The 24,580-nt window shown below is 70.7% G+C and carries 20 protein-coding genes; 4 read left to right on the forward strand and 16 right to left on the reverse strand.

Annotated features, from left to right (window positions below):
- Nucleotides 1–54 precede the first annotated feature (54 nt).
- The 6 genes from BLU79_RS00945 to BLU79_RS00970 are packed head-to-tail and all read right to left on the reverse strand — an operon-like array spanning nucleotide 55 to nucleotide 9,423.
- Nucleotides 55–3,069 carry an alpha-mannosidase gene (locus tag BLU79_RS00945; protein ID WP_093903612.1) on the reverse strand — a complete coding sequence of 1,005 codons (3,015 nt, stop codon included), beginning with the start codon at nucleotides 3,067–3,069 and terminating at the stop codon, nucleotides 55–57.
- A gap of 33 nt (nucleotides 3,070–3,102) precedes the next feature.
- A complete protein-coding gene (locus tag BLU79_RS00950) occupies nucleotides 3,103–5,112 on the reverse strand; it encodes an endo-beta-N-acetylglucosaminidase (protein WP_093903613.1) in 2,010 nt (669 codons plus the stop codon).
- Complete coding sequence (locus tag BLU79_RS00955) at nucleotides 5,109–6,353, reverse strand: glycoside hydrolase 5 family protein (RefSeq protein ID WP_177000848.1); 1,245 nt, start codon at nucleotides 6,351–6,353, stop codon at nucleotides 5,109–5,111. Before BLU79_RS00955 ends, BLU79_RS00950 begins: the two co-directional genes overlap by 4 nt.
- 39 nt (nucleotides 6,354–6,392) lie before the next feature.
- Nucleotides 6,393–7,244: a carbohydrate ABC transporter permease gene (locus BLU79_RS00960; RefSeq protein ID WP_093903615.1), complete on the reverse strand. Its 852-nt coding sequence runs from the start codon at nucleotides 7,242–7,244 to the stop codon at nucleotides 6,393–6,395.
- A complete protein-coding gene (locus BLU79_RS00965; protein WP_093903616.1) occupies nucleotides 7,241–8,128 on the reverse strand; it encodes a carbohydrate ABC transporter permease in 888 nt (295 codons plus the stop codon). Before BLU79_RS00965 ends, BLU79_RS00960 begins: the two co-directional genes overlap by 4 nt.
- Nucleotides 8,129–8,130: 2 nt before the next feature.
- Nucleotides 8,131–9,423, reverse strand: coding sequence for an ABC transporter substrate-binding protein (locus BLU79_RS00970; RefSeq protein ID WP_093903617.1), 1,293 nt, complete (start codon nucleotides 9,421–9,423; stop codon nucleotides 8,131–8,133).
- Nucleotides 9,424–9,630: 207 nt separating this feature from the next.
- Here BLU79_RS00970 and BLU79_RS00975 point away from each other — a divergent pair, with 207 nt between their 5' ends.
- A complete protein-coding gene (locus BLU79_RS00975; protein WP_093903618.1) occupies nucleotides 9,631–10,677 on the forward strand; it encodes a LacI family DNA-binding transcriptional regulator in 1,047 nt (348 codons plus the stop codon).
- A 34-nt stretch (nucleotides 10,678–10,711) separates the two neighbouring features.
- Here BLU79_RS00975 and BLU79_RS00980 read toward each other — a convergent pair whose 3' ends face one another.
- Genes BLU79_RS00980 through BLU79_RS00990 form a run of 3 tightly spaced genes read right to left on the reverse strand, consistent with a single transcriptional unit; the run spans nucleotide 10,712 to nucleotide 15,276 of the window.
- The gene (locus BLU79_RS00980; RefSeq protein ID WP_093903619.1) at nucleotides 10,712–11,812 is read right to left on the reverse strand and encodes a serine hydrolase domain-containing protein; all 1,101 of its coding nucleotides are present in this window, start codon (nucleotides 11,810–11,812) and stop codon (nucleotides 10,712–10,714) included.
- 44 nt (nucleotides 11,813–11,856) lie between these two features.
- Nucleotides 11,857–13,401 (reverse strand): alpha-L-fucosidase, encoded by a 1,545-nt coding sequence (locus tag BLU79_RS00985; protein ID WP_093903620.1) that lies wholly within the window; start codon nucleotides 13,399–13,401, stop codon nucleotides 11,857–11,859.
- A gap of 39 nt (nucleotides 13,402–13,440) precedes the next feature.
- Complete coding sequence (locus tag BLU79_RS00990) at nucleotides 13,441–15,276, reverse strand: family 20 glycosylhydrolase (protein WP_093903621.1); 1,836 nt, start codon at nucleotides 15,274–15,276, stop codon at nucleotides 13,441–13,443.
- 248 nt (nucleotides 15,277–15,524) lie between these two features.
- Here BLU79_RS00990 and BLU79_RS00995 point away from each other — a divergent pair, with 248 nt between their 5' ends.
- Nucleotides 15,525–16,883: an amidase gene (locus tag BLU79_RS00995; protein ID WP_093903622.1), complete on the forward strand. Its 1,359-nt coding sequence runs from the start codon at nucleotides 15,525–15,527 to the stop codon at nucleotides 16,881–16,883.
- Between the two features lie 3 nt (nucleotides 16,884–16,886).
- Here the strand turns inward: BLU79_RS00995 and BLU79_RS01000 are convergent, their stop codons facing one another.
- The 5 genes from BLU79_RS01000 to BLU79_RS47275 all read right to left on the reverse strand — a co-directional run bounded on the left by BLU79_RS01000 (nucleotide 16,887) and on the right by BLU79_RS47275 (nucleotide 19,791).
- Nucleotides 16,887–17,201: a hypothetical protein gene (locus BLU79_RS01000; RefSeq protein ID WP_256333090.1), complete on the reverse strand. Its 315-nt coding sequence runs from the start codon at nucleotides 17,199–17,201 to the stop codon at nucleotides 16,887–16,889.
- Nucleotides 17,185–18,390, reverse strand: a complete 1,206-nt coding sequence (locus BLU79_RS01005; RefSeq protein ID WP_093903624.1) for a GDSL-type esterase/lipase family protein — start codon at nucleotides 18,388–18,390, stop codon at nucleotides 17,185–17,187. The genes BLU79_RS01000 and BLU79_RS01005 overlap by 17 nt, the downstream gene beginning before the upstream one ends.
- A 16-nt stretch (nucleotides 18,391–18,406) precedes the next feature.
- Nucleotides 18,407–18,985, reverse strand: coding sequence for a TetR/AcrR family transcriptional regulator (locus tag BLU79_RS01010; protein WP_093903625.1), 579 nt, complete (start codon nucleotides 18,983–18,985; stop codon nucleotides 18,407–18,409).
- Between the two features lie 94 nt (nucleotides 18,986–19,079).
- Complete coding sequence (locus BLU79_RS01015) at nucleotides 19,080–19,562, reverse strand: GNAT family N-acetyltransferase (RefSeq protein ID WP_093903626.1); 483 nt, start codon at nucleotides 19,560–19,562, stop codon at nucleotides 19,080–19,082.
- 55 nt (nucleotides 19,563–19,617) lie between these two features.
- Entirely contained in the window at nucleotides 19,618–19,791 is a 174-nt protein-coding gene (locus BLU79_RS47275) for a hypothetical protein (RefSeq protein WP_107489266.1), read from the reverse strand.
- A gap of 473 nt (nucleotides 19,792–20,264) precedes the next feature.
- Between BLU79_RS47275 and BLU79_RS01020 the strand changes: the two genes are divergently transcribed.
- Both BLU79_RS01020 and BLU79_RS01025 read left to right on the forward strand, forming a co-directional pair.
- Entirely contained in the window at nucleotides 20,265–20,654 is a 390-nt protein-coding gene (locus BLU79_RS01020; protein ID WP_093903627.1) for an HD domain-containing protein, read from the forward strand.
- 25 nt (nucleotides 20,655–20,679) lie between these two features.
- Nucleotides 20,680–21,486 carry an SDR family oxidoreductase gene (locus BLU79_RS01025; protein WP_093903628.1) on the forward strand — a complete coding sequence of 269 codons (807 nt, stop codon included), beginning with the start codon at nucleotides 20,680–20,682 and terminating at the stop codon, nucleotides 21,484–21,486.
- 79 nt (nucleotides 21,487–21,565) lie between these two features.
- On the opposite strand, the gene BLU79_RS01030 is transcribed toward BLU79_RS01025, so the two are convergent.
- Entirely contained in the window at nucleotides 21,566–23,083 is a 1,518-nt protein-coding gene (locus BLU79_RS01030) for an SDR family NAD(P)-dependent oxidoreductase (RefSeq protein WP_093903629.1), read from the reverse strand.
- 123 nt (nucleotides 23,084–23,206) lie between these two features.
- Complete coding sequence (locus BLU79_RS01035; RefSeq protein WP_093903630.1) at nucleotides 23,207–24,544, reverse strand: wax ester/triacylglycerol synthase family O-acyltransferase; 1,338 nt, start codon at nucleotides 24,542–24,544, stop codon at nucleotides 23,207–23,209.
- Between the last annotated feature and the right edge of the window lie 36 nt (nucleotides 24,545–24,580).

Here is a 24,580-nt window from a genome sequence, read left to right on the forward strand (position 1 = left end):
AGGCCAGTTGCCATCCGATTCACGACGACGCGCCGCCGTTCGCCGTGAGTGGACCTAGGCGCGCCGCAGCCTCAGCGTCATCAGCTCGAAGGGCCGCAGACGCAGGGCGACTTGACGTCCGTCGTGCGGCGGCGTCTCGGGCAGCGGGCGCTCCAGCAGGTCGGTCGCCTTGATGTCCGCGACCTCGAAGTCCGCCGTCAGCGTGGCCCGCGCCCGGCCGCCGTGGGCCTCGTGCAGGCGCACCACCACGTCCCCGCTGCCGTCGTCGGCCAGCTTGACGGCCGTGATCACGACCGCGTCCTTGTCCACCGTCACCAGCGGGGCAACCTCCGAGGCACCGGTGATCCGCCGCTCCGGCAGATTGATCCGCCAGCCCTCGCGCACCGCGTCCCCGATGCCCGCGCCAGGCACGAGGGCGTGCCGGAAGCGGTGGACGCCCTGGTCGGTCTCGGGGTCGGGGAAGCGCGGGGCGCGCAGGAGGGAGACGCGCACCGTGGTGGTCGTACCGCGGTCGCCGTCGGTGCGCACCGTGCGGGTCACGTCGTGGCCGTACGTCGAGTCGTTGACGACGGAGACACCCCAGCCCGGCTCCTCCAGGTGGACGAAACGGTGGTTGCAGGCCTCGAACTTGGCCGCTTCCCAGCTGGTGTTGGTGTGCGTGGGGCGGTGGAAGTGCCCGAACTGGGTCTCCGACGCGTACCGTTCGGCGTGCACGTCGAGCGGGAAGGCGAGCTTGAGGAACTTCTCCGTCTCGTGCCAGTCGACCTCGGTGTCGATGAGCAGCCGCCGCTCCCCCGGCGCGAGCGACAGATGCTGGGTGACACGCGAGGCACCGAAGGACCGGACGATCCGCACCGAGGCCCCGTCGTCACCGGGGGCGATCTCGTCCACGTCGGTCAGATCGGTGACCGTGTGCCGGTAGAACTCGTCGACGTCCCAGGCGTCCCACATGTTCGGGAAGTCGGGGTGCAGTTGGAGGAGGTTCGCGGAGCGGTTCGGGGCGATCGCCTCACGGTCGGCCTGGATGTCGTACGCCGACACGACCAGGCCCTGTGCGTCGATCTCGATGCGCAGGAGGCCGTTGTCGAGGACGAAGCCACCGTCCGGGCGTGCCGTGCGTGCCGTCCGGCCGTCGGTCACCGGAGTGCGCGCACCGCCCGCCGGTACCCCCTCGCGGCCGTGCGGAGCGGAGTTGAAGACGAGCTCGGCCACGCCCTCGCCCGCCAGAGCACGCTGGGCAGACTCGATGATCGCGGTCAGCTCACCCATGAGACGCTCATACGTGGCGCGGGCCTCCCGGTGCACCCAGGCGATCGAGGAACCCGGCAGGATGTCGTGGAACTGGTGCAGCAGCACCGTCTTCCAGATGCGGTCCAACTCGTCGTACGGGTAAGGGAATCCGGTGCGTACGGCGGCCGTCGCCGCCCACAGCTCGGCCTCGCGCAGGAGGTGTTCGCTGCGGCGGTTGCCCTGCTTCGTCTTCGCCTGGCTGGTGAGGGTGGCGCGGTGGAGTTCGAGGTAGAGCTCGCCGACCCAGACGGGCGGGTCGGGGTACTCGGCCTCGGCCTTCCTGAAGAACTCCTCCGGGGTCTCCCACACGACGGTGGCGGAGCCTTCGAGGTCGCGCAGCCGGGCCGCCTTGCCGATCATCTCGCGGGTGGTGCCGCCGCCTCCGTCGCCCCAGCCGGTGGGCGCGAGGGAGTGCCGGGCGACTCCCTTGTCCTTGAAGTTGCGGGCCGCGTGGGCGATCTCGCTGCCCTTCATCGAGCAGTTGTAGGTGTCGACGGGCGGGAAGTGGGTGAAGATGCGGGTGCCGTCGATGCCCTCCCACTGGAAGGTGTGGTGCGGGAACCGGTTGGTCTGGGACCAGGAGATCTTCTGGGTCAGCAGCCACTTGGAGCCGGCCGCCTTGATGATCTGGGGCAGTCCGGCGGCGAAGCCGAAGGTGTCCGGCAGCCAGGCCTCGTCGTTCTCGATGCCGAACTCGTGGAGGAAGAACCGCTTGCCGTGCACGAACTGCCGGGCCATCGCCTCCGAGCCCGGCATGTTGGTGTCCGACTCCACCCACATGCCGCCCGCCGGTACGAACCGCCCCTCGGCCACCGCCTTCTTCACCCGCGCCCACACCTCGGGCCGGTGCTCCTTCACCCACGCCCACTGCTGGGCCTGGGACATGGCGAACACGAACTCGGGCTCGTCCTCGATGAGCGCGGTCATGTTGGACGTCGTACGGGCCACCTTGCGCACGGTCTCGCGCAGCGGCCACAGCCACGCCGAGTCGATGTGCGCGTGGCCGACGGCGCTGATGCGGTGGGCGGACGGGACGGCGGGCTCGGACAGCACCGTCTCCAGCCGTACCCGCGCCTGCGCCGCCGTTCCGTTCACGTCCTGCAGGTCGATCGCGTCCAGCGCCTTCTCCACCGCCCGCAGGATCTCCCAGCGCCGCGCCGACTCCACCGGCAGCTCGGCCATCAGCTCGCCGAGCACCTCCAGGTCGAGCACCAGCTGCCACACCGTCTCGTCGAGGACGGCCAGGTCCATGCGGGTGAGCGTGTACTGGGGTGCGCTGCCGGCGGTCTCCTTGTCGCCCAACTGCGTGGGCAGGAAGGGATGGTAGTCGAGGATGACCGGATTGGAGGCGGCCTCGATGTGCAGCCGCACCTCCTCGCCGCCCTCGACCGGCGCGCCGATGCGCACCCACTGGTTGCGCGGGTTGAGACCCTTCACCGGGGTGCCGTCGGGCCGGTACACCAGGCCCTCGCACTGGAAGCCGGGCATGTTCTCGTCGAACCCGAGGTCCAGGAGTGCCTCGACCGTCTTCCCGGCCCACTCCTCGGGCACGGTCCCGGTGACCCGGAACCAGCTGGTGCCCCACGGAGCACCCCAGCGGGCGCCCACCTCGATCGGCTCGGGTTCGGCCGCGAGTCCCTCGGCGACCGGCACCGGCTCACCGGGCGCATTCCACACCGCCACCTCCAGCGGCACGGACTTCGGGTACACGGCGGGGCGGATGCGCTCGTCGAGGACGCGCTTGAGACGGGCTTCGACCAGGCTGCGGTCGTCATGCATGCGGGGTGCTCCGTAGGTCGTCCGGGCGGGTGGTTACCAGCGGTGGGTGACGGTCGCGGGGGCCGACGTGGTGTACAGCTCCCCCACGGCACGCAGTTCGAACCGCGCCTCCGTCTCGCCCTGTTCGGGCCTCAGGCCGCCGACGAAATACGCGCGCTGGCAGGTGCCGCCGAGGAAGCGCCGGGTGCCGTCGGGGAGGAGGCGGTGGAGGGTGTGGTGGCGTACGTCGCCGGAAGCCGGGTTCCAGGCGAAGCGCAGCTCGCCCGCGGACGCCTCGGTGATCCGGAAGCCGGCCGGGGCGGCGGGCGTGTGCGGGGCGTCACGGACCGCGAGGCCGCCGAGCCGCCATCGCACGGCACCGCCGTCGGCCGCGGTGAGCCGCACGCCGATCGCGTGCACGGTGCCGGTCAGGCCGGTGAGACGTACGGTCGAGGTCTGCCAGCCGTCACCCGAGGTCACGGGGAAGTAGGCGTACGGCGGGGTCGTGCCCGGCGCGGTGGGCTCGCCGGTGGCGACGGCCAGCTCGACGTTCACGCCGCCCGCGTCGGTCCGGTGGGTCAGCTCGACGACCGTGTCCGCGGTGACCGGCAGCCGTGTCGCATACACGTCCAGCACCGCCGGCCGGTCCAGTGCCCCGTCGACCAGCACACTGCTCCCGCCGCGCCACGCGTCCGCGAAGTCGAAGGTCACCGCAGGTCTCTGCCCGTCGGTGTGTACGACCCAGCGGCGGGACGGCAGCCGGTCCTGGAGGCCCAGATGGTTCCAGGGCGCGTCCGACGTCACCTTCCCGTCCTCGTACCAGCGTAGCCCGTGCCCGGTGTTGAACACGCTCGCGAACGGCATCGAGGTGACCGTCGACCGGTCGGCGACGGAGACGGCCGGTGCCCGCCAGCCGTCCGTTCCGTCCGGCCGCGAGGGATCCAGTGACCGCCCGGTCCAGAAGCGGTCGTCGGCGGCGTGGAACTCCCCCGGCCCACGCCCGTCCGCAGGAAGGTGATTCCGCGTCCACTCGGGCCGGTAGAAGCCGACCGACACGACGTGCGCCTTGTCGCGCGGCACGATCGCGTCCCAGTTCACGGACGAGTTCCAGCCGTTCGCCTCGACATCGACGCCCGCCCACAACTCGTACCGGCTGCGCCCCAGTTGATCGGCTCGCTGCCCGGACGACGTCAGCCTCGCCGCCGTCCACCGGAAGTCGACGAACATGTCGTCGGCGGTCCGGAAGAACGCCTCGTTCTGGGAGTTGAGCGCCCCCTGCCAGCTCACAGACCCGTTCACGGTCATCGAGTCGTACCAGGTGACCCGCTGCCCCTTGGCCTTGGCGAGCGTCTTCAGCTCGCGCATGAAGCCGAGCATGTCCGCGCCCAGCGCGGCGTTCCCGCCACTGGTCTCGGCGTTGACGAACCACCCGTCGAAGCCGTACGCCTCCGCGACCGCGACCAGCCGCTCGGCCAGCGGGTACCGCCCGGCCGCGTCCTTCTGCACCAGGTCACGCGTCCACTGCAACTGCCCGCCATAGGCGACGGGCGGCAGGAAGATGTTGCCGAGGACGGGCACTCCATGGCGGTGGGCTGCGTCCACGATCGGCGCGTTCGGCGCCAGGATCAGCCCCTCGCCGGAGGAGCCGCCCCAGAACACCAGCTCGTCGATGTACGCCCAGTGGGTGAGGGCGTAGTAGTCGGCGGTGGCCGAGCCCTGGGAGGGGTTGGAGGCGGTGGGCCCGAAGGACACCAGGGACTGGATACGGGCCTGGCTCGCGCGTGCGGTCGAGTTGGCCGGGGTCGGGGTGAAGCGCGGGGCGAGCGGGACGGTCGCCGCGTTGAAGGCGAGGTCCGGGTCGTCGGCCGGGCGCCAGGACTTCAGGCTGCGCCAGGTGATGCCGGTGCCCGGGGTGCCGGAGGGCAGGGAGTCCGGGTACCAGTAGGAGGCGTACGGCTGGAGGGCGTCCGCGGCCTTCGGGGCCGCCGCAGCAGGCGGCGAGGACAACAGGGCGGCTGCGGCGCCGGCGCCTGCGAGCAGGACGGTGCGTCTGGTGGGGTTCACGTGCGGGTGCCTCCTTGTGGGGTGGGGAGTACCTGGTCGGACGTGACGACTTCGGTGATGCCGCGGGCGGCGAGGTGATCGGCGTCCGTGGCGCGCTGGTCGAGAACGGTGGTGGGGCGGGCGCCGTCGGCGACCAGGCGGAAGAAGGCGTCGTAGACGGGACCGCCCGGCGCGCAGACCGAGCGGACGCCCGGGTCGGCCGGGACGACGAGGGCGGTGGTCCGGGGCGCGGGCACGGGCGTGGGCTCGCTCGCCGCGCGGGCGAGCACCCGAGCGGTGTCCTTGGGCTTCCGGCCGTTGGTCAACAGGCCGAGCCCGTATTCGAGTTCGGGGAAGTCGGCCAGGTCGCGGGACACGTCGTGGGAGCACCACCAGGTGATGCCCCACAGGTCGGGGCAGTCCAGCGCGTTCGCGACGGTCGCCGCGGTGAAGGCGGCGGCGTGCTCCGGCGGGACCAGGGGCGCGGGTGCGCCGACCTCCTGGAGCCAGACGGGGCGGCGCGGGTCGTCGGCCCAGGCCTTGCTCAGCTCGACGAGGTACGCGGCGTGGTGCTCGGCCGGGACGGAGGTACGGCCGTGGCGCTGGGCGGTGCCGTTGAAGACCCAGGAGTGCACGGCGGTGAGCGTGCCGAGGCGCGCCGCCTGGGCCGGCGTGAACGGCTGGTCGTCCTGGTACCAGGTGGCGTCGTACTCGGCGTGCAGATGCAGCCGCCCGGGGGCGCCCTCCTCGCAGGCGGCGAGCATGCGCGACAGCCAGCGGTCGACCTCATCCCCGGTCGCCCGGTCGGGGTCGGGATGCGGGCCCGCCGAGAACTGGTTGACCTCGTTGCCGAGGGTCATGCCGAGGAAGTTCGGCCGGTCGGCGAGGGCGGCGGCGAGCGTGCGCAGGTAGGCCGCCTGGCCGTCGAGGACGTCCGGGTCGGTGAAGAGGTTGCGGCGGTGCCAGGTCCGGGTCCAGGCCGGGAGGAAGTCGAAGCTGCTCAAGTGCCCTTGCAGACCGTCCACGTTGACGTCGAGGCCGCGTTCGGCGGCGGCGTCGACGAGCTGGACCAGCTGCTCGACGGCCCGGGGGCGGACGAGCGAGCGGTTGGGCTGGAAGTACGGCCACAGCGGGAAGACCCGGATGTGGTCGAGGCCCAGCGCGGCGATGGAGTCGAGGTCGGCGCGTACGGAGTCGAGGTCGAAGTCGAGCCAGTGGTGGAACCACCCTTCGCTGGGCGTGTAGTTGACGCCGAAGCGCACGGCAGAAGGCATGCGGTGTCCTTGACTTCAGTGGGAGGTTCAGCCCTTCACCGCGCCCTCGCCGACGCCACGGAAGAAGTACCGCTGGAGACAGGCGAAGAGGGCGATCAGCGGCGCGACGGCGATGATCGTGCCGGCGGCGACGAGGCGTTCGTCGCCTGCGAAGGTGCCGTGCAGATAGTTGAGGCCGATGGTCAGCGTGAACCTGGACGGATCGCTCAGCACGATGAGCGGCCACAGGAAGTCGTCCCAGGCGCCCATGAAGGCGAAGATCGCGACGACGGCGAGGGTCCCCTTCACGGACGGCACCGCTATGCGCAGGAACCTCTGCCAGACGTTGGCGCCGTCGACGTACGCCGCCTCCTCGATCTCGTACGGCAGGTTGAGGAAGGCGTTGCGCATCAGCAGGACGTTCAGGGCGCTGACGCAGCCGGGCAGCACGACACCGACGAGGGTGTTGTTGAGGCCGAGCTCCCGCATGGTCGTGAACTGGGCGATGATGATGCCCTCCACGGGCACGAGCATCGCGAGGATGAAGGCGAGGGTGGCCGCGCGGCGGCCCCGGTAGCGCAGCCGGGCGAGGGCGTAGCCGGCGAGGGCCGAACCGACGCAGTTGGTGACGACGTTGGCGGTGGCGACCTTCAGCGAGTTGAGGGCGTAGTCCCAGACGGGGATGGTGTCGGCGACCCGCTCGTAGTTGTGCAGCGTGGGCTCGCTCGGCAGGAACTTCGGCGGGGAGCTGAAGATGTCCTCGGTGGGGCCCTTGAGGGAGGTCGACAGCTGCCAGAGGAACGGGCCGACGGTGAGGGCGAGGACGCCGAGCAGGAGCAGGTAGCGCAGGGCGAGTTCCCAGAGCCGGACGCGGCGGCCGTGTTCGTCGGTGATGCTCACGCCTCGTCCCTCCGATCCGCCCTCAGCACCAGCAGCATCAGCGCGACGGTGACGACGAAGACGACGACCGATATCGCGGAGGCGTACCCCACGCGGCCGGTGAGGCCGGTGCCGGTGCGCTGGACCAGCATCACGAGGGTGGTGTCCTCACCCGCGGGGCCACCGGTCGGGCCCGCCATCAGGTAGACCTCCGAGAACACCTTGAAGGCGGCCACCGACGAAAGAGCTCCGACCAGCACCATGGTGGAACGCACGGCGGGCACCGTGACCGTGACGAAGCGGCGGACCGCGCCGGCGCCGTCCACGGCCGCGGCCTCGTGCAGCTCACGCGGCACATTCGCCAGCGCTGCCAAGTAAATGATCATGTAGTAGCCGAGGCCCTTCCAGACCGTCACGGCCATGGCGCTCAGCAGGAGCAGCCACTGATCGCTGAGGAAGCCGATCCGGCCGACCCCGATGGTCTCCAACAGTGAGTTGACCAGCCCGCGTTCGTCGAGCAGCCACACCCAGATCAGCCCGACGACCACGATCGAGGCGACGACCGGGGTGTAGAAGGCGGACCGGAAGAAGGTGATCCCGGGGATGTTCTTCTGAACCAGGAGCGCGAGCAGCAGCGGAAGGACCACCAGCGCGGGCACCACTCCGAGGACGTACAGCGTGCTGTTGCGCAGCCCGATCCAGAACATGTCGTCGTTCAGGAGCTCACGGAAGTTCGCCAGGCCCACGAACTCGCCCGGGATCAGGGTGCGGCGGTCGGTGAAGGCGTTGACCAGAGTGGAGACGAACGGGTACAGGATGAAGGCGCCGGTGATCAGCAGGCCGGGTGCGGCGAACAGCCAGGGACTCACCGGCAGCTGGCGTCGCACCCGTGTCATGGTGGACATGACTAACCCTGCTGCTGGAGGAGCCGGTTACAGGCCTCGACAGCGTTGTCAAGAGCTTGCTTCGGGCTCTCCTTGCCCTGCAGCGCCTTGGCGATCTCGTTGCGCAGCTCGGTCTTCATCTGCTCGCTGAACAGCACGGGCGTGTAGTTGACGGCGTTCTTCAGCGACTTGGCGGCGGCGACCCGCACCCGCGTCTCGTCGGTGCCGTCCTCCTTGGTGAAGTACGGGTCGTCGAGCGATCCGGCGGTGCTGGGGAAGATGGCGACCTGCTTGGCGAACGACATCTGGCGCTCGGCGTCGGTGACGAAGTGGGCGAAGGCGACCGCGGCGGGCGTGCGCTTGGTCTGCGCGTTGACCATCACGCCCATCACGTACATGTTGACGTGGCCGGTGCTGGTGATCTGGTCGGTGATCCCGATGTTCTTGTACAGGTTCGGCGCCTGCTTCTTGAAATTGCCGAGGTCCAGCGCGCTGCCGGGGTTCATGGCGACGGCACCGGTGAGGAACTTCTTGCCGGACGACTCGGGGGTGGCGGTGAGCGCCTGCGGGTCGAGGGCTTTGGCGTCGTACAACTTCTTGTATTCGGTGAGGAGTTCGACCCCCTTGGCGTCATTGAAGGTGAAGGCGGTGCCCTCCTTGTTCATCAGCTCGACGCCGTAGCGGCCGAAGTCCTCGACGGTGGGCACGTTGGCGAGGGTGGCGACCTCGCCGTCGGTCTTCTCCGCCATCTTCAGCGCGGCGTCGAAGACTTCGCCGTACGTCTTCGGCGGCTGCTCGGGGTCGAGTCCCGCGTCCCTGAAGAGGGACTTGTTGTAGAACAGCGGGCCGGTGTTGAGGTACCAGGGGAACGCGTACGTGCCCGTCATGCCCGGTATCTGATGGCTGGCCCAGGCTCCTTCCAGATACTCCTTCTTGTATTGCCCGGCCGCCTTGTCGAGGTCGAGCGCGAGGCCTGCCTTGGCGAGCGGGGCGACCAGGTCGGGAGAGACGTTGACGACGTCGGGGAGCGTGCCGCCGGCCGCGTCGGCACTGATCTTGTCGGCGTAGCCCTCGGCGGGCTGGTCGATCCACTTCACGTCGGTGCCGGGGTACTTCTTCTCGAAGTCGGCGATCAGGCCCTCGAAGTAGTCCTTGAAGTTGGCGCGCAGGTTCCAGGTCTGGAAGGTGATGTCGCCCTCGACTTTGCCGGAGGCGTCGGTCGAGCCGCCGTCGCCGCCTACCGAGCCGCAGGCGCTGAGCGGCAGGACGACACAGACGGCGAATGCGGCAGCGAGGGCTCTACGGGAAACAGGCACGGCGAACCGGCCTCCTTTGCGGACGAGTTGGCGAACGAGGCAGACCCTGCACGCCGATCCCGCAGCCCGTCAATGGCTCTCGCGGAGCTAATTTCTTTAGTGACTAATACGCATTAGGATCATCGAGCTGAACCGCATTAGGTGTTCAGCCCTGAACCGCATTAGTGCATACTGCTCCGGAATGTCTCGCCGGAATGGGGAATCACCATGTCAGGCAAGCGGTCACCGGCCCGTCGGCCGACGATGAAGGACATAGCGCGGCACGCCGGGGTCTCCCAGAGCGCGGTCTCCTTCGCCCTCAACGGCCGGCCCGGCGTGTCGGAGGACACCCGCGACCGGGTGCGGCGGGTCGCCGAGGAGCTGGGCTGGCGTCCCAGTACGGCGGCACGGGCCCTGTCCGGGGAGGGCGCGGCGACGGTCGGCTTCGTGCTGGCGCGGCCCGCGGACACCCTCGGAGTGGACTCCTTCTTCCTGCAACTCGTCTCGGGCATCCAGGAGGTGCTGGCCGAGCGCCATCTCGGGCTGCTGTTCCAGGTGGTGGAGGACATCGCCGACGAGTGCGCGGTGTACCGGCGCTGGTGGGCCGAACACCGTGTGGACGGCGTCCTGGTCGTCGACCCGCGCACCGACGATCCCCGCCCCGACCTCCTCGACGAACTCGGCCTGCCCGCCGTGGTGATCGGCGGCGCGCCCGACGACCGCCACCCCGGCCTGTCGACCGTCTGGGCGGACGACGCGGGCGCGATGGCCTCGGTGGTGGACGGCCTGTACGCCCTCGGCCATCGCCGGATCGTGCACATCGCCGGTCTGCCGGGGCTCGCCCACACCGAGCGCCGTATCCGCACGCTGCGCGCCGAGGCGGGGCGCCGTGGCCTGTCCGAGGTGAGGTCGGTGACCACCGACTACTCCGACGCCGAGGGCGCGGCGGTCACCCGCCGAGTCCTGGAGGGCCCCACTCCCCCGACGGCACTGATCTACGACAACGACGTGATGGCCGTCGCCGGTGCCGCCGCCGCGGCCGAACTCGGCTTCTCGGTACCGGCGGACGTCTCGGTGGTGTCCTGGGAGGACTCGGCCCTGTGCCGCATGGTCAAGCCGTGGCTGTCGGCGCTGTCCCGGGACAGCGTGGAGTTCGGACGCACGGCGGCCCGCGAACTGACCGCACTGCTGGACGGCGGGGCGGCGCGGGCGGTGCGGGTGCCGGTGCCGCGGTTGATCGAGCGGGGCAGTACGGGGGTGGCTCGGGGCGCTTGAAAGGCTTGCGCCACCCCCTCGGGCGGATCTGGGCCTACAGCCCCTGAAGTCCCTCGTAAGCCGCCGTCACGATCTCCATCCCCCTGGTGTCCTCCGCCGGCTCACGCATCTGGTTCGTCACGTACGCCACCACCAACCGGCTGTCGGGCTCGATCATCACCAGGGATCCACCCCAGCCGCCCCAGCCGTACGTGGTGCCGAACCGTCCGTACCCCAGGCCCCAGCTCATCGGCATGCCCAGGACCCGGTCGTCGCCGGTGAACTGCTCCTCCCCCGCACGGTCGCAGCCGGCCCGGGACAGCAGCCGTTCCCCGCGCACCTCTCCCCCGCAGGCGAGCAGGGACTGCACCAGGGCCACCGAGCGGGCGTTGCCGTAGCCGCTCGCCGCGGGGATCTGGGCGCGGCGCCAGGCCGGGCTGTTGCCGTCCCGGACGCGCACTCCGTTCCCGGCCTCGGAGCCCTCGGGGTTGCCGGGTGCGCTCGCCGCGTAGTCCTCGCCCTGTCCCGTCGGCGGGATGGTGCGGGCGACGCGGTGGTCGTGTTCGGCGGCCAGCCCGATGTGGAAGTCCGCGCCCAGCGGACCGGCCACCTCCTCGGCGAGGAACTCGCCCACGCTGCGGCCGGTGATGCGCCGCACGACCTCGCCGACCAGGAATCCCTGGGTGAGCGAGTGATAACCGGCCGCGGTGCCCGGCTCCCAGCGGGGCGCCCGCGCCGCGAGCCTTGCCGTGACGGAGGGCCAGTCGTAGAGGTCCTCGACCGACCCGTCCCAGTCGGGCAGGCCGGCGGTGTGCGAGAGAAGGTGCCTCACCAGTACCTTCTCCTTGCCCGCCGCGCCGAACTCCGGCCAGTACCGGGACACCGGCGCGGCGAGGTCGAGTTCGCCCCGGTCGGCCAGGACGAGGGCGCACAGCGCCGTCATCGTCTTGGACACGGACCAGACGTTGACGATCGTGTCGCGCTCCCACGGGACGGTGCGGTCGGCGTCCGCGAAGCCGCCCCAGACGTCCACGACCGGCTCACCGTCCACGAAGACCGCGACGGAGCCGCCCGTGTCCCCCGCGTCCAGCATGGCGGCCAGCGCGTTCGGCACGGCGATGAACAAGTTGTCGTACGAGCCCTGAATGTCGGCCATGCGCCCCATCCAGCCCGTGCCGCCCCGCCCCGGTCAACCGAATTTCAGACCCGTGACCGGTACAGCCCGAACTCCACGAGCCGCGCCGACGCGCGCGAACCGGTCACCCGGACCCGCCACCGCCGCGCCCGCACCGGAGCCGCCAGCAGCAGGATCCGGCTCGCGCCGATCACCCCGGCCCGGGTCACCTCCGTCCAGGCACCGTCGCGCTGCGCCTCCACGACGAAGCTCTCCACCTGCTGGCCGAGGCGGATGTCCTCGGCCAGCCGGATCCGGTCCACCTCCCTTTCCCGGCCGAGGTCGACGGTGATGAGGCCGGGCGAGGTGGTCCGCCGTGCGTCGCGCGCCAGGTCCTCGGGAAGCTCGCGGTCCACGCGCTCGCGGAACTCGCGCAGCCGCGCCACGTCGGGGGCGGGCAGCAGGCCCTCCGTGTCCGGCGGGATGTTGAGCAGGAGCACCGAATTGCGGCCCACGGACCGGAAGTAGATGTCCGTCAACTGCTCGACGCTCTTGGGCTGTTGGTCGGCGTGGTAGAACCAGCCGTCCCGGATGGAGACGTCGCACTCGGCCGGCCACCACTGGAGGTGGTCGGCCACCGGCTGGGCCTTGACGAGGGCGTCACGGCTGCCCATGTCGGGGGCGTCGTAGGCGAGGGCGTAGTCGGTCCGGCCGTAGTCCTTCTCCTGCACCGGTACGACGCTCCACTCGTCCTCCCGGGCCAGCCCGCCCTCGTTGCCGACCCAGCGGACATCGGGCCCGGAGACGGCGACGGTCGCGTCGGGCGCGAGCGAGCGGACGAGGGTGTACCAGCTGTCCCAGTCGTATTTCTCCACCTTGTCCGGCGGGATCCGGCCCTGCGCGCCGTCGAACCACACCTCGTCGATCGGACCGTACTCGGTGAGCACCTCGTAGAGCTGGTTGAGCATATGGGCGCCGTAGTCGGTGCCCGGGAGGGTGTACGACCGTGACGGTGTGCGGTCGTCGCCCTCGACGAAGGTGGGGATGGTGTGGTCCGTGCGGGCGCTGCCGTTGGCGTAGACGCCGTGGAGGTACTGGTTCTCGTCGGCGGGTGAGACATAGACGCCGACCTTGAGGCCGTACCGGCGCATGGAGTCGGCGAAGGACCGCAGGACGTCGCCCTGGCCGTCGCGCCAACTGCTCGACGCCACCGAGTGGTCGGTGTAGCGGGACTGGTAGAGCACGAAGCCGTCGTGGTGCTTGACGGTGAGGATGGCGAGCTTGAAGCCGCCGTCGCGCAGGGCGCGGGCCCACTGGTCGGTGTCCAGGCCGGTCGGCTGGAACACGTCCGGGTCCTCGTCGCCGGTGCCCCACTCCAGACCGGTGAAGGTGTTCACGCCGAAGTGCAGGAACGCGGTCCGCTCCAGGCGCTGCCAGGCGATCTGCCGTGCGGTGGGGCGGACTTGGGAGGCCTTACGGACCAGGTCGGCCGGGGTGTCGTCGGGGCTGACGGGGATGCGGTAGCGGGGGTCTTCCGCGGCGGGGGTGGGTGCCGCGAGGGCGGGTCTCGCCGCGCCCGTCACGGCGAGGGCGGCGGCTGTGGCGACGAAGACGCGTCTGGATACGGCCATGGGGGGCGACTCCTTGGGTCAAAGCCTCAGGTCAAAGCCTCAGGTCAGGTGCCATACGGCGGGTGTGCGCAGGTCCGGTGGGTACTGCACGAGCCGCCCGTCGTCCGTCACGCTCACCGTCATGCGGGTGATGGCGTTGACGAGCCGGTAGCCGCCCTCGGTCGGCTCCAACTGCCAGCGCTGGAGGGTGTTCGCGGGATCGCAGGTCTGCGGTGCCGCCTCCACTCCGGGCTGGAGAGGCACGTTGAGCGTGAGCTTTCCGCCGCGCACCTCTAGGCAGCCGTCCGCCGTCCGTACGGTCACGTAACCGTCGGCCGTGCGCCTGACCTCGGCCTGGAAGGACCGACCGCCCGTCCGGAAGGTGTACGACCCGTCCGGCACCGGCACCCGGGTCAGATCCCGCCACCCGGGCGCGTGCCCGACCGCCGTGCCGCGTGCGGTGAACTCGGCGTAGGTGCCGTCGGGGTGCGGATCACTCCAGGTGGCCTGGGCGATGTGCCGGAGTGCGGGCCACAGGGCGACGGCGACCTCGTTCTCGGTCTCGCCCCGGCCGTTGTCGGGCCAGAGGCTGATCTTCGCACCGGTGATGCCCTCGGAGGAGGCCAGCTTCTCGCCCTCGAAGCTGCGCGGGTCCCAGCTCTGGTCGTAGAGCCCCTTGGTGTCGCTGTGGAAACCACCGCGGACCAGGTAGAGGGCGTAGGCGGCGTTCATCAACGGATAGCCCTGAGCGCGCAGTCGGCTGGGTTTCGTCGCCACGTCCAGCCAGTGCTCGACCGTGGTCCCGGCGGTCACGGGGACGGTGTTGGCGCCGGTGAGCCCGTCGTTCCAGATGCGCAGCTTCTTGCCCTTGTCCGCCGCGTAGACGTGGACGCGGTTGACGAAGTCGATGAACGCGTCCTGGGGTGTGGCCTCGGGGCCGTACCGGTCCTGGGCATACTTCAGGATCTGCGGGTACTTGGCGAAGTCGGAGCCGAGCATGTACTCGTCGGCGCCCATGTGCCAGGACGTGGCGGTGAAGACCTGGGCGTACTCGTCGATGAGGCCCGTGTAGTAGGCGAGGGCCTCCGGCCGGGTGATGTCGAGGCGCGAGGGCTGCTTGTTGCCGTCGGAGTCGGTGAGTTGCAGGTCCGGGCGATTCTCGATCCACGGGTCCATATGGCCCGGGGAGTTGATCTCGGGGATGATCTCGACGTGGTACCGCTTGCCGAGGGCGACCAGCCGGCGTATCTCGTCCTTGGTGTAGTAGCCCCAGGTGTTGGCCTCGGGATGGGCGTCGCTCTTCACCTTCAGTTCGAGGAGCAGCTGGTTGAGCTTGTGGTACGCCATCTCGCGGACCAGGTTCTCCAGCCAGGGCAGGGAGATGTTGATATAGCAGGCGCAGACGCCGGCGCCCCGCTCCTTGTAGCGCGGTACGTCGACCGTGCGGCCGGCGGGGATCCGATCGCCCTGGGCGAGGAGCTGGAGGACGGTGCGGGTGCCGTAGAAGGCGCCGGTCTCGGTCGCCGCGGTCACCGACAGCCGCTTGTCCGCGCGGAGTTCGTAGCCCTCCGTACCGAGGGAGGCCTGCGAGGGCCGGACGTCGATAACGATGTCACCGGGCCGTGCGCCGCCCCGCACCACCGGAACGGTGCCGTGTCCCGCATCGCGGAGGTCGCCGGCGAGCGTGTCGGCCACCCGGCGTTCGGTCGCGCTGTCGGCCACGAGGCGGGCGGAGCGCTCGTACGTGTAGTTGCCGGATGCCGGTGTCCAGTCGGTGAGGGCGGGCACCGTGACCGGCGGCGCCCCCTGCTCGTCGTCCGCGAGCGCCGGCACCGGCGCCGTGAAGAGCAGCATCAGTGCCGCCAGGACACCGGCCGATCTCAAGCGTCTCCTCATGAGGCACTCCCATTCATCGGATGTCTGATGATTGGGCGACCCCCAGGGACTGTCAATGGAACGCGAAGTGAGTGGAGTTGACTCATTGATCGGATGATGCGCAGGTCAGCAGGGCTGTGCCGAGGGGAGGCTCCGTGAAAAGTCCAAGAAGACCTTCCCGAATATCCAAGCCGGGCGCCCTCTCGACTCCGGGCCCGCCGCCCGGCAGAGTTCTCCTACATACTCGCGAGTAAGCCCGAGGAGCGCCCGTGACCAGCTGGGTCGGCCGGACCGCCGCCGAGATCGCCACCGCCGTACGCGAGAAGCAGGCCACACCGCGGGAGGTGGTGGCCGAGCACCTGGCCCGTATCGAACGGCTCGACGGCCGCATCGGCGCCTTCCGCGTGGTCCGGGCCGAGGCGGCGCTCGCCGAGGCAGACGAGGTGGGCGCGCGCGCCGACCTGGCCGAACTGCCGCTCGCCGGCGTGCCGGTGGCGATCAAGGACAACCTCGCGGTGCGCGGCGAGTCCAACCGCGTCGGCTCCGCGGCCACGCCCGACACCCGGGCCGACGACGACCACATCACCGTGGCCCGGCTGCGGGCCGCCGGCGCGGTGGTCGTCGGGCTGACGAACGTGCCGGAGCTGTGTGTCTTCGGCACCACCGAGGGCGTGCACGGCACCGCCCGCAACCCGTGGGACACCTCGCGCACGGCGGGCGGCTCGTCCGGCGGCAGCGCGGCCGCGGTCGCCGCGGGCATGGTGCCGATCGCCCTCGGCAACGACGGCATGGGCTCCCTGCGCATCCCGGCGGCCAACTGCGGCCTGGTCACCATCAAGCCCGGGCACGGTGTGGTCCCGGCCGGCATCAGCGACGGCGACTGGTTCGGCATGTCGGAGAACGGCCCGCTGGCCACCACGGTGGAGGACGCCCGCCTGATGCTGTCGGTCCTCGCCGACACCGAGGTCGCCCTTCCGGAACCGTCCGGCACCCACAGGATCGCCGTGTCCCTGCGCAGCCCGCTCGCCGGGGTCACCATCAGCAAGCCGTACGCGACCGCCGCCCGTGAGGCCGCCGGAGTGCTCATCAAGGCGGGCCACCAGGTACGACGCGCCGACCCGCCGTACCCGATGTCGCTGGGCGTCACCTCGCTGACCCACTGGACGGCGGGCACCTCGGTGGACGCCCAGGGCCTCGACCCACGGCAACTCACCCGCCGGACCCGGGTCCACGCCGCGGTCGGGAAGCGCTTCGTCGACCGGGTGCGGGCCGGCGCGAGCCGCGAGGAGCTGCGCCGCCGGCTGGAGCCGTTCTTCGCCGAGTACGACGTGCTGCTCACCCCTGCCCTCGCCCGCCGCTCCCCCAAGTCCGAGCCCTGGCACGAGCGGGGCTGGCTGCGCAACGTCATGGCCAACACCAACTACTCGCCGCTGACCCCGCCGTGGAACCTCACCGGCTGGCCCGCGATGGCGATCCCGTTCGGCACGCTCCCGTCCGGCGCTCCCACCGCCGTACAACTGGTCGGGCGCCCCGGCTCGGAGGCGGAGCTGCTGGACCTGGCGGAGCAGATCGAGAAGCTGCACCCCTGGCGGCGGACGGCTCCGTCGGACCAGGCGGTGTCGTCGTAGGACTCAGATCGCGCCGTGCATGCGGCGCGCTGCGGCGACCCCTGCGAGCGTCCGCAGTTTTCGGTAGTAGGTTGTGCCGTACGCGTCGCCGATCAGGGGCAGGACCTTGTCGAGGTTCGCGATGTACGCCCAGAGGATCGCGACGCCCTCGTCGTCGAGCCCGACGTCGAGTTCCCTGTGGACGAGGCCGGCGACATCCGCGTCGAGCATGACCAGGTCCACCCCCTCGAAGTCCACGCCACGGCAGCGCGCGGGGAACGGCGCGCGCCTGTGCTCCTCCCACAGACGGCAGAGCCGGTCGTCATGGTCCCGCCTCATGTCCCCGATCATCTCCCCCGGCGAAGGGGCCGTCGCCGGTGAACGCCAGCCGGGCGAAGCGCTCACCGATGCGACGGTGGGTGGCGGCGTCGGGATGGAGGTCGTCGGGCAGGGGGAGTTCGGCGGAGTCGGTCTCGCCGTAGAGTTCGCGGCCGTCGAGGTAGTGCAGCTTCGGGTCGTCGGCGGCCCGCTGCCGCACGATGCGGGACAGCTCCTCCCGTATGACGCCCAACGTCAGCTTGCCGCTCGCACGTTCCGCCGGGTCGCCCATGGCGACGAACCGCAGTCGTCCGCCGCTCAGGCCACTGAAGTCGGGGGCGCAGGGGCCGGGCGTGTCCTCGTGGATGGGGCACAGGATGGGCGACACGACCAGCAGAGGTGTCGTCGGGTGCCCTTCCCTGATGGTGTCGAGGAAGCCGTGGACCGCGGGGCCGAAGGCGCGCAGCCGCATCAGGTCCATGTTGACCAGGTTGATGCCGATCTTGACGCTGATGAGGTCGGTGGGGGTGTCGCGCAGGGCGCGGGCGGTGAACGGGTCGAGCAGGGCGCTGCCGGCCAGGCCCAGGTTGATCAGCTCCACGCCGCCGAGGCGGGCGGCGAGCGCGGGCCAGATGCTGGTGGGGCTCGCGGCGTCGGAGCCGTGGCTGATCGAACTGCCGTGATGCAGCCACACCCTGCGGCCCGGATCCCGCGCGGGCTCGACGGGGGCGTCGGTGCGCAGGGCGATCAGTTCGGTGGTCTCGTTGTGCGGCAGCCAGATCTCGACGTCCTTGTCGCGGTCGGGCAGCCCGGCGAAACGGACGGTGCCGGCCGGGCCGGGACGGTGCTCGGCCGTCCCGGCCATCAAGTCGATGGTCACGACGTTGCCGCCGGTCACACTTCCCTGCCCGGCGGGGCGGTCATCGACGATCAGGTCGTATACACCGTCCGGGCGGGGCGGGGCGCCCACATAACTCCGTTTGGTGGGCAGCGTGTCGAGTTCGACGGCGGTGGCGCGGGTACGGAAGGCCAGCCTCACACCGGAGGGCTGTGACTCGGCCATGGCCAGCTGGCCGTCGGTGTTCTGGGCGCGCGCCCGGGCGGGCAGCCGGTGCGGCAGTACGCCGTGCTCGCCGTGCTCGGCGTCGAGGGCGCCGCGCAGGAGATCGGCGGTGACGGGCGTGGTGATCCAGTCGTGCGGGGTGTCCATGTCCTCTGCCTGTCGATCAGGGGGTGGGTGCGGTGGGCCAGTTGCGCAGCAGGGCGTCGAGGGCGTCCAGGATCCGGGTCCAGGTCTCCTCGGAGTCGGGTGCGCTGTGGCTGAAACCGCCCGCGGACTCCAGGCTGGCGTAGCCGTGGAAGACGCTGCCCAGCAGCCGTACGGCGTGAGTGGCGTCCGGTTCTGCCAGGTCGTAGCCGCGCAGGATCGCCCGCGTCATCTGCGCGTGCCGTACGCCCGCCCCGGCGACCGCCGTCTCGGGGTCCAGCCGCATGCGCGCGGCGGCGGCGCGGCCTGGGTGCTCAAGCTGGTAGTCGCGGTAGACGTTCGCGAAGGCGACCAGGGCGTCCTTGCCGGCCCGCCCGGCGATGGCGTCGGCGGCCCGGTCGGCCAGTTCCTCCAGCGCGAACAGGGCGATCCGGGTCTTGAGGTCCTGGGAGTTCTTCACATGCGAGTACAGGCTCGCGACCTTGACGTCGAACCGCCGGGCAAGCTCCGACGCGGTCACCTGCTCGAAGCCGATCTCGTCGGCGAGCTCCGCTCCTGCCCGGACCAGACGATCCGTGGTCAGCCCCACACGCACCATAACCATCCCCTCGATTGCCATAACCGAGTATGCATTCACCTAAAGTCTTTAGGCAAATGCCGGTGGTGTGAGGTCAAGCTGCCGAAGCTCCCCGCTAAAGCCCCCGGTACATGATGTGCAGCCCCACCCGCCCATGACGGGGATGTTCGTACGCGTCCGGGACCGTGCCGAGGATCGTGAAGCCGAGAGAGGTCCACAGCCGCACGGCCGGGTTGGTCTCGACGACCGCGTTGAAGATCATGCCGCGGTAGCCGTCGGCCTTGGCCGCGGCCAGCAGGTGCTCGGCGAGGGCGCGGCCGAAGCCACGGCCGCCGCGGTCGGGGTCCACCATGAAGCCGGCGTTGGCGATACGGGCGGCGGGGCCGCCGTAGTTGGGGGTGACGTAGGCGGAGGCGACGACCGTTCCGGCCTCGTCCTCGACGACGAAGACACGCTTGGCCGGGTTCATCCACAGGGCCCGGGCGGCTTCCTCGGAGGTGTCCGGATCCCATGCGTAGGTCTCGCCGGCGGCGACGATCCGGTGCCAGAAAGGCCAAATCCGCGGCCAGTCGTCGGCCGCGGCTTCTCTGATCAGCATGGGCGTGAGTCTCGCACGCCCATGCGGTCGGCGATCGCGAAGGGTTTCTGCCCCGTCAGTCGACGCTGGGCAGGATGTGGGGCTCGGCGAGGTCGTCCTCGTAACCGGCCAGGCGGATGGGGGCGGACCTGGCCCACACATCGAGACTGCCGATCTCCTTGGACCGGCGGCCCGAGCGCTCCGTGCGTTCCTTGGGGCGCTGTTCGCGATTCGTCTGCTCAGGTGTCACCGCGCACTCCTTCTGTGTCGGATCACCCTCGGGGCGGGCCGGGCCAGTCTGCGGTCCGGTACCTGACGCCCGCTCGGGTCTTACTCAAAGTCGGCTTGGACGCGGTGGCGCCGGTAACTGGTGTGCAAGCAGGCCGTTCTGCACCGGCTTGTCCCGGGACGGACCATGGGTGTGGGTTGGGACCCGGTAGTGATGTCCGTCCGCTACAGATTAACCAAATGAGCGGGCGCCCGCTCGATGGGGCTGCAAACAAGCTGTAACTATCCGGAGTCAAGCAGCATTCGGCCATCCCGTTATTCACGTGTTTGTTACGGAATGCTCCGTTTATAAGTCACTCGTTCGGCTCAACATCATTTTCCGGCCCGCCTCAGGACCCCGTCACGCCGCGCAGTTCAAGTCCCGTTGGCCGATTCGCAAGGCGGCCATGATCTGCTGACGGACGGCAACGGCTTGTCCGGCGGGAGGACTGACGCATGGAGCTGCGCAGTGTCGAAGAGCTGATGGATCTGATGTACGCCTGCCCCCACCAGCGCGCGCTGCGGACCGCCGCGCTGCTGCGCCGCAGCCGCCCCGCCGACAAGGAGCTCCAAGTGGCGGGGCTGGTGCACGACATCGGGGAGCTGCTGGGCCCCGGCGACGAGGTCCGCCGCAGCGAGAGCGCGGCCGAAGCCGTACGACCGCTGCTGGGCGAGCGCGTCTGCCGCCTCGTACGCGGCCACGGCACCGACGAGGACGCGCTCCGGCTCAGCCTGGCGGACGAGGAGAGCCGGGCCACCCGGTTCGACGCCGGCGTCCTGGAGGACTGGCGCACGGTCCTGGAGCTGGTGGCGGCCCGGCACTCGCGTCTTGGGGCTGTCGACTGACGGTCCGTCATGAGACGGTACGGCGATGAGGCCGTCGTACGGACTCCAGGGCAGGGCCGCCGTCGTCACCGGCGCCACGCGCGGCATCGGCCACGCCGTCGCCCGGCAACTGGCCGCCGCCGGGGCGCTGGTGTGCGTGACAGCGCGGGACGCCGACGAGGTGCGGCGGACGGCGGCCGAGCTGGGCGGTGTGGGGGCTGCGGGGAGCGTGGCCGACCCGGACCATCTGCGGGCGGTCGTGGACCTGACCCTGCGCGAGTTCGGCCGGATCGACGTCGTGGTCAACAATGCCGCGACGAACCTGCCGTACGGCCCCCTCATGGACGTAGATCCATTGGCGTGGCGCGAGGCCTTCACCGTGAACGTCGAGGCACCCCTGCGGCTCGTGCAGTGCGCCTGGCAGGCCTGGATGCGCGAACACGGCGGAGCGGTGATCAATGTCTGCACGGAGGGCGCCGGTCACGTCGGCCCCAACATCGGCGCCTACGGCACCAGCAAGGCGGCACTCCTTCACCTGACCCAGCAACTCGCGGGCGAACTGGCCCCGAAGGTGCGGGTCAACTCGGTGTCCCCGGGGCTGGTCCGCACGGAAATGGCACGGTTCGTGTGGGAGCCGGGCGAGCAGGAGGTAGCCGCCGGGCTGCCGCTCGGGCGGATCGGGGAACCGGAGGACGTGGCGCGGGCGGTGGTGTGGCTGGCGTCGGACGCGGCGGAGTGGGTGACGGGGGCGGATCTGCTGGTCGACGGGGGGACAAGGGTGCGGGCGGCACGGACGGCAACGGCGTACGCGATACACGACCACCTACGAACGCCCGGCGCTGGGCCCACCTGAAGGGGCGCGGGGAACTGCGCGACCAGCCCCCTACAACCCGCAGCCTCCCACCGCCGCAATCACCCACCCCAGTAGCGACCTACCACTTACCCGGCGCGTAATCCTTCAAGAAGACCCCGTACAGATCCTCGCCCGCCTCGCCCCGCACGACCGGGTCGTACACCCGAGCCGCCCCGTCCACCAGATCCAACGGCGCATGGAACCCCTCCTCCGCAAGCCGCAGCTTGTCGTAGTGGGGCCGTTCGTCCGTGATCCAGCCGGTGTCGACGGACGTCATGAGGATGCCGTCGCTCTGGAACATCTCCTGCGCGCTGGTCCGCGTGACCATGTTCATCGCGGCCTTGGCGGCATTCGTGTTCGGATGCCCCGCACCCTTGTAGCCGCGTCCGAAGACGCCCTCCATCGCCGAGACGTTGACGACGTACGCCCGCCCGCTCGCCGCCTTCTTCGCGGCCTCGGCCATGGCCGGCCGCAACTTGCTGATCAGGATGAACGGCGCCGTGTAGTTGCACAGCTGGGTCTCGAGGAGCTCCACCGGGGAGATCTGCTCGATGGTCTGCACCCAGGTGTTGGTGTCGACGACGTCGGGGACGAGGCCGCCCGCGTCGATGGCGGTGCCGTCGAGGTGCCGGGCGACGCTGGCGTTCCCGGCGACCAGGGCGAGGTCGGCGACCTGCTGGGCGTCGAGGCCGGAGATCCCGACGGGCAGCGCGGCCAGGCCGTCGACGGCGCCGGAGCCGAAGGCGCCGATGACGTGGTGGGCGGGCAGCTCACCGGCGGGCAGCGGCGCGCTCTCGCCCTCGACCAGGGCGGCGTAGGCGGCGGGCAGCCGGCGTACGGTCTGCGTCGCGTTGTTGATCAGGACGTCCAGCGGACCCGCCTCGGCGATCTGGTCGGCGAGGGCCACGGCCTGCGCCGGGTCGCGCAGGTCGATGCCGACGACCTCCAGGCGGTGCAGCCAGTCCGCCGAGTCGTCCATGGCCTTGAAGCGGCGGATGGCGTCCTTGGGGAAGCGCGTGGTGATCGTGGTGTGGGCGCCGTCGCGCAGCAGCCTGAGCGCGATGTACATGCCGATCTTGGCGCGGCCGCCGGTGAGCAGGGCGCGCTTGCCGGTGAGGTCGGCGCGGACGTCGCGCTTGTCCCGGTTCAGGGCGGCGCAGTCCGGACAGAGCTGGTGGTAGAAGTAGTCGACTTCCACGTACCGGGTCTTGCAGGTGTAGCAGGAGCGGGGGCGCTGGAGTATCCCCGCGATCTTGCCCGCCTCGGTGACGGACGACGGCAGGATGCCCTCGGTCTCGTCGTCGATGCGCTGGGCGGAGCCGGTCGCCGTGGCCTCCGTGACCGCCTTGTCGTGGGCGGTTTTGGCGGCCCGGCGCTCCTGTCGGCGGCGCTGCTTGACCGTGCGGTAGATGCCCGCGGTGGCCCGGCGTACGGCGATCGCGTCGGGGTGGTCGACCTCCAGCTTGTCGAGCTCATCGAGCACGCTGAGGCAGACGGCGAGCCGTTCCGGGTCGATGCCGGGGCCGTGGACGACTTCATCACCGGGCTCGTACGCGACCTCGTCCGTGGTCGCCGGGCCGTCCTCTGTCACCGTCATCGCGCTGCCGTTTCCCTGATCACCCACGCGGCGCTCCGACCGCGCCTGCTTTCGAACGCGGAATTCTACGGAGCGCCGGGCCGCTCCTCCAAAATCCGGCGAAGGAGACAGCGGAAGTGGGGCTCAGGGAGCGCAGGCGGTGATCAGTGACTCCACCTCCTCGGACACGGCCTTGGCGAGCACGTCCAGGTCCGGTACGGCCTTGGCATCGGCGACGAGCCCGTAGTGGACGCGTCCGCGGTACGTCGAGATCGCGATCGCGAGCGACTGGCCACGGGCCAGCGGGGCGAACGGGAAGACCTCGGTGACCTGGTGGCCGCCGAGCTTCAGGGCGATGCCGGGCAGCGGCACGCTGGTGACCAGGATGTCGAACCAGAGCCGGGCGGCGCCTCCGACCAGCGGTCCGCCGAGCCGGTGGCCGAGGGCGGGGACGTGATCGGCGAGCAGGGCGACGGCGCCCGCGCCCCGGTTGGGGCCGGCGTCCTTGTTGCGGTCCATGGCGGTACGGACCGTGGCGAGGCGGCGCAGCGGGTCGGGGTCGTCGACAGGGAGCCGTATCAAGTAGCCGGAGAGCCGGTTGCCCTGAGGGTGCGCGGTGCGCGGGCGGCGCTTGGAGACGGGGATCAGAGCGCGCGGCGCGACGCCTTCACTGCTGTCGCCGCGTTCGTCGAGCCAGCGGCGCAGGGCGCCCGCGACGACCGCGATGAGGACGTCGTTGACGGTGCCGCCGACGGCCTTGCGGATCACGTGCACGTCGTCGATGTCGACGACGACCCCGGCGGTACGGCGGGTGCCGCTCGGCTCGGCGGTCAGCGCGGACGACGACTGCATCCCCAGGGTCGACACGGCGACGGAGGCACCGATGTCCAGGGCCCGCCCCACGTCGGACAGGGCGCCACGCACCAGCCCCGGCAGCCTGCGCACATCCGGAAGGCGGCTGCGTCGGGGCTCCTCGGGGCGGGGCCCCCGGGCGGGCAGGTCCATGGGGTCGAGGACGGCGGCGGCGAGCGTCAGCGCCCGCAGTCCGTCGGCCAGGGCGTGGTGGAACTTGAACAGCACGGCGAACGACACACCGTCTTCGCCGGGCAGCACATGCGCCTCCCACGGCGGCCGGCCGCGCTCCAGCGGGCGCTCCATGAGCCGGCCCGCCACCGTGTGGAAGTCGGCGGTCGGGGCGTGCAGCCGGACGTGGTCGAGCGGGTCGAAGTCCGGAGCGGGCTCGCGGGTGGCGCCGCCGAAGGAAAACGGCTGGAGGAGGCCCTGCGGCTGCCATGCGTCGCGGATCCGCATCCGCAGCCCCGGAACGGCTGCGGCGCGCGAGGCGAGCAGGTCGGCCGCGTGGGCGCCCGCGGTGGGCGAGTGCGCCGTGAACACGCCGAGCGCGCCCAGGTGCATGGGGTGTTCGGCGGACTCGATGTTCCAGAACGCCAGGTCGAGAGGTGCGAGCAGGTCAGACGTCAATGGCTTGCCTCGCGTCGGCGACGGGTGGATCAGTAG

It is taken from the genome of Streptomyces sp. cf386 (assembly GCF_900103585.1).
In the GTDB taxonomy this organism is placed as follows: Bacteria; Actinomycetota; Actinomycetes; order Streptomycetales; family Streptomycetaceae; genus Streptomyces.